Source organism: Clostridium sp. (assembly GCF_032552055.1).
Lineage (GTDB): Bacteria > Bacillota > Clostridia > Clostridiales > Clostridiaceae > Clostridium.
In genome coordinates this window covers 1-8,776 of record NZ_JAWGSV010000126.1, presented here as the reverse complement: position 1 = coordinate 8,776, position 8,776 = coordinate 1, and the positions used below count along the sequence as shown (strand labels likewise).

Here is an 8,776-nt window from a genome sequence, read left to right as displayed (position 1 = left end):
AGTTTGCTTTTAATACCTGTTATTATTTCAAAATATATTGATAAAGTGTTTTATGATAAGATTAGTGATATTAGACTAATAGCTGTATTTATAGCAATAATATTAGTCTGGGGAATATCTAGCTATTTAGTTACATTTTTATTGAACTTAATATGTAATTATTTAGCTCATGATATGCAAATTGATGCCTTTAAACATATAAGGAAATCAAAATTAAAAGAAATAAATGTAGATAATCCAACTGTTATGACTTCTAAAATTAATAATGGAGCTTTTTTAATACCTGCATTTTTTCTGAATACAGGAGTACAGGCATTATTAAGTATTATTGGGTTAGTTATTATATTATTTGTCATGGCATATATAAATAAGCTAGTTTTATTAGCGACATTAATTATCTTAGGGCTAAATTTAATTGTCGTAAAGCTATTTAAGAATATACTTAATAAAATAAATTATAAGTTACAAGAAACCCAAAGTGTTTTTTTTGCAGCATTAAATAATCAGATTACTAATATAAAACTTGTAAAGACAAATGTATGGTTTAATGAAGTTGAGGAAGAAATTGAGAATTCTTTTGATGATGTAAAAGTTGCTTTTATGAAAAAAACTAAAGTTGATAATACATATAAAGTATTGATAGAGTCATTTAAATATATCTCTACTTTAGTTTTATTATTAATAGTTGCAGATGGAATGCTAAAAGGTAATACTAGCGTAGGAGATTTTCAATTAATATACTCTTATTCTAGTATTGCATTAGGATATTTAACAACAGCAATAGGAATTATACCAAGCTATCATGAGATAAAAACATATTATTCTAGATTTAAAGAAGTTTTAGATATTCCTAGGGAGCATAATGGAAATATGATTATAAATGAAATTAACAATATATCAGTAAATAATTTAACTTTTGGATATGACAATAAAAATGATATATTGAAAAATATAACAACTAATTTTGAAAAAGGTAAGCTATATATTTTAAAAGGACATAATGGTAGAGGAAAAAGTACTTTTTTAAATGTTGTGTTAGGTTTATATGAAGATTATCATGGAGAAATATTATTTAATGATGAATCAATAAGAGATATTGATTTATATGATACTAGAAAAAGATTAATTTGTAAGGTTGAGCAGGAACCTAAATTGATAAATGCATCTGTTTTAGAAAATCTTATTTATGGTAATGAAAATTATGATTCTGAGTATCTAAGTTATTTAATAAATAAATTTAATATCCCAGCCCTGGATACTATAATTGATAGTAAGTCAGATAATATTTCTGGTGGTCAGAAGCAAAAAATATCAATAATTAGATCGTTACTAAAGCTTCATAATACCAATAATAGCCTTTTGATACTAGATGAACCATCTTCTGCTTTAGATAAAAAAGGAGGAGAATTATTGATAGAGGAGATATCTAACATTAAAGAAGATAATATTATAATTGTTATTTCTCATGATGAATTATTTGAAGAAGTTTGTGATGAGGTAGTATCATTATAGAGTGAGTTTACTAATATTAAATAGAATAATGATAAATTATATACGTATATTACTGGGGCCAAGTAAATGGAAGTTTACTGAATCATATATAAATATTTGTAAAAACTTAAAATGGGTTAATGTCTAAATAAAGCAGTATAAATATTTTTTAAGTAAAATATTTATACTGCAAAATTACTTACAAAGAAGATATATTAAATTGAATTCATTGTTAGAGCAAATTTATTTATATTATTTTTTAGTATATTGGACTTATCAGATGAGGTTTTAGAAATCATCTTAACTATCATTTTCTCAAAGAATTTCATTTTAGAAAATGTAAATTCTCCTCCGAAATGTTCTTTTATAATTGAAACTTCAAGCAATTCTTTAGGGAAGTTTTCATTTATCTCTGTAGTTATGGATTCACCTTCTTGCATTCCGCAGATAAAAAGACCAGTTTGTTTTTCTTTTAAGACTTCTAAATTATTATTGCAGAATTCTTTTACTTCCTTTTGAATCATTCCCATATAAATGGATCCACCAATAATTATTTTGTCATACTTTGAAAGGTCAATATTTTTTGAAGTTTGTAGATTAATTATTTCTACATTTCCATTAAGTTCTTTTCGTAGTAGATCTACACATTTCTTTGTACATCCGTATTTGCTGGAATAAGCAATTAAAGCATTCATATAAACTCCTCCATTTTAATTATTCAAGGCATTTTCTATTGATTTTAAATATGCTTTTGAAGTAACAGTTGCCCCTGAGATAGTATCAACTGTTGTATTTTGAGATTTAATTACATTACTAAATAATTCATTACTTAGATTAGTCATAGGAAATTTTACATCATCTTTTAGAATAATTTCTGTAATTTTATGATCTTTTACTATAACATTAAGAGTATTAGACCATCTTCCTTTCTTATATTCTCCTAAGTAAACACCATCATTTAGATTAGATAAGTTTAAACTGTTAATAGTAATGTTTTTGCCTTCTTTAAGACCTCTAGTTAAATAAAATATTCCACTAACAAAAATAAGCACTAAGATAAGCAGTAATGAGATTAGTACTTTAAATATCTTTTTCAAATTATCACCCCTAATTATTAATTTGAATGGTACTAGCTATTTTTAATACTATTTCTTTTGAGTAGAAATCAATTAATTTTTCCTTTTGTTCTTCAGATATTACTTCTTTTTCAACAATTAACTTTATAATAAGTCCAAGAGTAGAAACTGCTATAATTTGAGCAGTTAATTCAATTTTATTTTCACTTATTAATTTATCATTTTGCATATCTGTAAGGCATTTATATAATGCTGATAGTGCAGGTTTATCTTTTGAAGCCCCTTTAAATAAATAAGATGTATGATTCAAAGCTTCCTTAGAGGTATTTAACTGAGCTGCTAGAAATTCATCTGGCATTTTTAGAGCTGTATATATGTAGTTTTTAGTCATTTCAGTTAGTCTTTCTTCTATAGAAAGACTTTCAGTATTTACAGAAGATACTGCAGATATAATTTTTTTATATCCTCTTTGCATTAGAATATTAATAATTTCTTCTTTATCTTTAAAGTAGTGGTAAATAATAGCAGGGGAGTATTCAATACTTTTTGCTATTTTTCTAATTGATAGCTTTTCAAATCCTTCTGATGCAACAATAGCACTTGCTGATGAAAGAATTAACTCTTTCATTTCTTCAATTTCACGTTCTCTTCTATTTTCTATAGCCATTGTAATTCTCCTAATATAATATTCCACGTGGTTAAACATTGTTTATTTATTGAACAGTGTTTAATATAATGGTATCAATGTAGGAATAAAATGTCAATACATTAATACTAATTGAAAAAAATATAAAACAATAAAAAAACAGTGTAGAACTAATTAGTTTTACACTGTTTTTATTGGTTGCGGGGGCAGGACTTGAACCTACGACCTTCGGGTTATGAGCCCGACGAGCTGCCAACTGCTCCACCCCGCGATATTAAATTTTGCTACAAATATTATTATACAACTAATATTTGTAAATGTAAAGGAAATATTTATATTTATTTAAATTAAAAAAATAATGGTAAATACAATTTGAAAATTTTAAATATTGTGATAAATTATATGTATAGGATTAATTTAGGGGGAAGATAAATGGATTTCATAATTTACGGACTAGTTGTTGATTACTTAAATGGGAAAGTAACGAGTGACATTAAAGATGAATTTATAAATGCCTCTGTACATTTTAATGTTAATAATGATATTTACAATAAGTACTCATCTGTAGAAATTGAATATATGCTAAGCAAAATTGAAGATGAAAATATAATAGATTATGTTGAGCTATGTTCTGTATACGGATATATATTATATAGAACTATTGAAAACGGTAACTTAAAAGATGATGATAGAATAGAAGCTTTGCAAATTGTACTTGAAATAAGTAATTCAATAAGTGGTTTTTTAAGAGCTTGTTTAAATGAAAAAGAGTTATATGAAAAATTAAAGAAAGTAACTGAGAAATTAAAATTAACAGAAAAACAAAATAAAGAAATCTTGGATTTGTTGAACTAAAAAATGTAATTATATATTCATAGTGATTCCCTCCGTCGCAAGCTACAAGTTGGTACCACCATCAATATATAATTACAATAAATTAGTTGGTAACAAATCTTTATTATAATGCCAACTATAGGATGAAATTCAGCGGGCTGAATTTCTTTATTTATATGGATTATTAAAATGAAAGTATGGTTATTACTTCAGTCGCAAGCTACAAGTCGGTACAACTATGACGATTATTACCATTAAAAAGTTATAGATAAATCTGTATCATATGCGTCAACTAAAGAATGGAATTTAGAGAGGTGAATTTCTAGTTTTTTTATATGAAATATTAATATAAAAATATATTTATTACGTGTGTTGAAAGCTCCAAGTCGGTAGCGCCATGACGATAATTGCAATAAAGTAATTAACAATAAATCCATTATATGTGGAATACTAAAGGAGTAAATTCAATAAGTTGAGTTCCTTTTAATAAGTTAATTGATATATCAAGAGCATTTACCACAGCCATGTATATAGCTCTAAGAAGTTAATAAATAATCTATTGTGATAAATATCACTAAAGGGAGAAATTCAGTAGACTGAATTTCTATTTTTATATATTTAGTATTAAATGAAATTAGGAATGGTATTATCTAAGCAGATTGATGTAATTATTATAATATGAAAAATTAATAAGGAGATATTTATGTTTAAGAAACAGGAAAAAAGATTTGTTGAAAAATACTCACAGGGATTAGGACTTGCAGGATTGCAAATTGTTGTTGATACTGTAACAGGTGTCAATTATTTATGTACTATTGGTACGGGTGCTTATGGAATCACTCCTTTGCTTGATAGAAATGGAAATGTTGTTGTTGATGAAATAGAATTATATAAAGAAAAATAAGATTTTAGGTATCACATTAGTATTATTAAATAATGTGATATTTTTTGTTTAGTATATAAAAAATATGGTAAACTCTTAATAGGAAAGAGGTGATTGCCATTTTTAGTAATGCTTTAGAGATATTAAATAAATATTATGGATATTCTTATTTTAAAGAAGGTCAAGATAAAATTATTTCTAATATTTTAAGGGGAAGGGATACCTTGTCTATAATGCCTACAGGAGCTGGAAAGTCTGTTTGTTATCAGATTCCTGCTTTAATTTTTAATGGCATAACCTTAGTAGTATCTCCGCTTATATCTTTAATGAAGGATCAAGTAGATTCTATTAATGATATTGGAATAAGTGCAGCATATATAAATAGCACTCAAAGTTTAGATGAGATTAAAGAAATATTGAACCTTTGTTATAAAGGGAAAATTAAACTTTTATATATAGCACCTGAAAGATTAGAAAGTGAATACTTTAATAAGATGCTTAGAAAGCTTTTTATAAGTCAAGTTGCGGTTGATGAAGCACATTGTGTTTCTATGTGGGGACATGACTTTAGAAAAAGTTATAGATATATATTACCTTTTGTAAATAGTTTAAGGGTAAGGCCTGTAGTTACAGCTTTTACAGCAACAGCAACTAAAGAGGTAAGAAAAGATATTTTAAATCTCCTAGGATTAATTGAGCCATATACATATGTAGGTAGCTTTGATAGAGAAAATTTAAACATATCTGTTCATAAAGAAGAAGATAAGGCTGAATTTGTTAAGGACTATATAAGAGATCATGAAGAAGAAAGTGGAATAGTTTATTGTTCTACAAGAAAAGAAGTAGATGCTTTATATAATTATTTAAAAGAAAGAGGACTATCAATAGCCAAGTATCATGGTGGACTTAATGATGAAGAAAAAAGCTATTATCAGGACGAATTCTTAAAGGATAATTATAATGTAATGATTGCAACTAATGCTTTTGGAATGGGAATAGATAAGTCTAATGTTAGATATATACTTCACTTTACTATTTGTAAGAATATTGAAAGTTACTATCAAGAGATTGGTAGAGGTGGTAGAGATGGAGAAAAAACAGAATGTCATCTTCTATTTAATAGGGATGATATAAGGACTTTAGAATATTTAATATATACAACAGCAGGAAATAACAGAAAAGAAATTGAAATTACAAAGCTTCAAAGTATGATTGATTTTTGTGAATCTGATAAATGCTATAGGAGTTTTATATTAGATTATTTCGGAGATGAAAATGTAAAGCCATATTGTAATAATTGTAGTAACTGCTTAAACAATGAAGAACTTAGGGACTTTACTACAGAAGCTCAAATGATATTATCTTGTGTCTATAGAAGTAGGGAAATGTATGGAATATCAGTACTTGTAGATGTTTTAAGAGGATTTACTGGACCTAAAATACTTCAAAATAGATTAAATGAATTAACTACCTTTGGGATAATGAAGGATTACAGCAGTAAGTTTATAAGAGACTTAATTAAAACCTTAATTGATTTAGGTTATGTTAATTTAAAAGAAGGAACATACTCAATGCTAAAGTTAAATCCTAGATCCTTAAGAGTATTAAAATCCCAAGAAAAAGTCATCTGTAAGTTAAGTGAAGATACAGAAGAGAAGATAATTAATAAGGACTTATTTAATAAGCTTAGAATTTGGAGAAAGAATAAAGCTAATTCACAAGGAATAAAGCCATATATTATATTTTCGGATACTACACTTATGGAACTTGCAAATAAAAATCCTAAGACGAAGGATGAACTTATGAGCATAAGAGGAATGGGTGAAAAGAAGTACGAAAGATATGGAGAAGATATACTTAAGATAATGAATAATTAAGTGAAATTTAAGTATAGGGTATTGGAGAATTTTAATGGATATAGAAAGATTAATTAATGAACTTTCAAGAAATATTGGTAAAGCTTTAGTTAATAAAAAGGAGGACAATATGTTATTAGTGAATTTAGAAAATGATGGGTCATCTGAACTTCTTCGTATAATTTTAAAAAGTTTAATATCTAAGAAGGAATATAGTAAAGCAGAAGATCTTTTGTTTGACGAAATTGAAAAGAGTAAAACAGAAGCTATATATAAAATTGCAGTTGATTTTTATGAAGAGTTATCAGAGAAAAGTGATGAGGAATTAAGAGAAAATAACTTTTCTAAAGAAGAGGTATTACAAGGGTTAAAGGATATAGAAGCATTATTTAATTCAAAATAATTTGCTAAGGGGAGAATTTAAAATGGGAACTAGATTTACCTTAAAGAAAGGTGATAGCATAGGTGTTTTTTCACCATCTTCACCAATAACTAAGACATCTCCTAATAGAACAAAAAGAGCTATTGAATATTTAGAAGATAAAGGATTCAAAGTGGTTAAAGGCTCTTTAACAGGGAAAAGTGATTATTATAGATCAGGAAGCATAAAGGAAAGAGTAGAAGAGTTAAATAGTCTTATAAGGAATCCTAATGTTAGATGTATTATGTCAACTATTGGAGGAATGAATTCTAATTCACTACTTCCATATATAGATTATGAAGCCTTTAAAAAAGATCCTAAAATAATAATAGGATACTCAGATGTTACAGCTATACTTTTAGGGATTTATGCAAAAACAGGTATTTCTACTTATTATGGACCAGCTTTAGTAGCTTCTTTTGGAGAGCTTGAGCCCTATGTTATCGAAACTTATAAGTATTTTAAAAATATACTTATGGCTGAAATACAATATCCTTATGAAATTAAAATGCCTAAGTTTTGGACAGATGAATATATTAATTGGGAAACTCAAGATAGGTCTAAAGCTCCGGTAGAGAATAGCTTGATTACAGTTAATGATGGAGTATGTGAAGGAAGGTTAATTGGTGGTAATTTAAATACTATGATGGGAATTTGGGGGACTGAGTATATGCCTGAAATTAAAAAAGGAGATATACTCTTTATAGAAGACTCATTAAAGGATTGTGCAACGATAGAAAGAAGTTTTTCATTATTAAAATTAAGTGGAGTTTTTGATAAGATATCAGGAATAATTTTAGGTAAACATGAGTTATTTAATGATAATGAAACTGGAAGAAAACCTTATGAGATATTACTAGAAGTTATGGGAGATACTAAGATTCCATTTTTAGCTGATTTTGATTGCTGTCATACTCATCCTATGATAACTTTACCTATTGGATGTAAGGTTAAACTTGATGCAACAAACAAAAGAATTTTTATATTAGAAGAGTAAGTTAAAATTATAAAAAAATCCTTAGAGATCCAATTTAGTGGATTAAGAAGAATTAATTAAAAAATAAAATTTTAATAAAGAAAGGAATGGGAAAATGAAAAAGGCTTTATTTGTTTTTGCTTTAACAGGAGTAGTTATAGCTGTATCAAGTTATGTAAACTATAGTAATACTATTAAAGAGGAGGTTTCTTCAAATAAAAGCATAACGAGATCAGGAAAAAGTGTAGTAGATATAAAATCAGGAGAAACTATTTTCACAAATTTATATGGTGATAAAAATATGACTTTACTTAATAAAGGTATAGCACTAAGTGGAATGTCTAGATCAGGAAGCGCCGTAGTAGATTTAGAAACTGGAGAAGTAATTTCTAGAAGTGAATATAGTAATTAAATAGAGATTATATATTAATTAGATAGCAAAAGAGTCTTGATAAAAATAAGAAGAGTAGATACTTTGTTTACTATGAAATATTAAGATTTATTGAAAATAGTCGCAATATTAAAAAAGTACTTACCATAAAGCTGTATTAGTAATGATTTAAATTCAATACCAATACAGTTTTTTATATATT

The 8,776-nt window shown here is 26.6% G+C and carries 10 protein-coding genes and 1 tRNA gene; 7 read left to right on the top strand and 4 right to left on the bottom strand.

Annotated features, from left to right (window positions below):
* A partial coding sequence (locus E6248_RS09660; RefSeq protein ID WP_316340604.1) for an ABC transporter ATP-binding protein occupies window positions 1-1,512 on the top strand: 1,512 nt, incomplete at its 5' end.
* Between the two features lie 194 nt (window positions 1,513-1,706).
* Here E6248_RS09660 and E6248_RS09655 read toward each other — a convergent pair.
* The 4 genes from E6248_RS09655 to E6248_RS09640 form a co-directional block, all read right to left on the bottom strand.
* Window positions 1,707-2,186, bottom strand: a complete 480-nt coding sequence (locus E6248_RS09655) for a flavodoxin domain-containing protein (protein WP_316340603.1) — start codon at window positions 2,184-2,186, stop codon at window positions 1,707-1,709.
* 15 nt (window positions 2,187-2,201) lie between these two features.
* Window positions 2,202-2,588: an FMN-binding protein gene (locus tag E6248_RS09650; protein ID WP_316340602.1), complete on the bottom strand. Its 387-nt coding sequence runs from the start codon at window positions 2,586-2,588 to the stop codon at window positions 2,202-2,204.
* A gap of 10 nt (window positions 2,589-2,598) precedes the next feature.
* Entirely contained in the window at window positions 2,599-3,234 is a 636-nt protein-coding gene (locus E6248_RS09645; protein WP_316340601.1) for a TetR/AcrR family transcriptional regulator, read from the bottom strand.
* A gap of 174 nt (window positions 3,235-3,408) precedes the next feature.
* Window positions 3,409-3,484: transfer RNA gene (locus E6248_RS09640), tRNA-Met, on the bottom strand.
* A 161-nt stretch (window positions 3,485-3,645) separates the two neighbouring features.
* Here E6248_RS09640 and E6248_RS09635 point away from each other — a divergent pair.
* The 6 genes from E6248_RS09635 to E6248_RS09610 all read left to right on the top strand — a co-directional run bounded on the left by E6248_RS09635 (window position 3,646) and on the right by E6248_RS09610 (window position 8,595).
* Entirely contained in the window at window positions 3,646-4,068 is a 423-nt protein-coding gene (locus E6248_RS09635; RefSeq protein WP_316340600.1) for a hypothetical protein, read from the top strand.
* Window positions 4,069-4,750: 682 nt separating this feature from the next.
* Window positions 4,751-4,951: a DUF6440 family protein gene (locus E6248_RS09630; protein ID WP_316340599.1), complete on the top strand. Its 201-nt coding sequence runs from the start codon at window positions 4,751-4,753 to the stop codon at window positions 4,949-4,951.
* Between the two features lie 92 nt (window positions 4,952-5,043).
* Complete coding sequence (gene recQ / locus E6248_RS09625) at window positions 5,044-6,807, top strand: DNA helicase RecQ (RefSeq protein WP_396335143.1); 1,764 nt, start codon at window positions 5,044-5,046, stop codon at window positions 6,805-6,807.
* Between the two features lie 34 nt (window positions 6,808-6,841).
* Window positions 6,842-7,189, top strand: a complete 348-nt coding sequence (locus E6248_RS09620) for a DUF6483 family protein (protein ID WP_316340597.1) — start codon at window positions 6,842-6,844, stop codon at window positions 7,187-7,189.
* Between the two features lie 22 nt (window positions 7,190-7,211).
* A complete protein-coding gene (locus E6248_RS09615; protein WP_316340596.1) occupies window positions 7,212-8,204 on the top strand; it encodes an LD-carboxypeptidase in 993 nt (330 codons plus the stop codon).
* 94 nt (window positions 8,205-8,298) lie between these two features.
* Window positions 8,299-8,595, top strand: a complete 297-nt coding sequence (locus E6248_RS09610; RefSeq protein ID WP_316340595.1) for a hypothetical protein — start codon at window positions 8,299-8,301, stop codon at window positions 8,593-8,595.
* Window positions 8,596-8,776 lie beyond the last annotated feature (181 nt).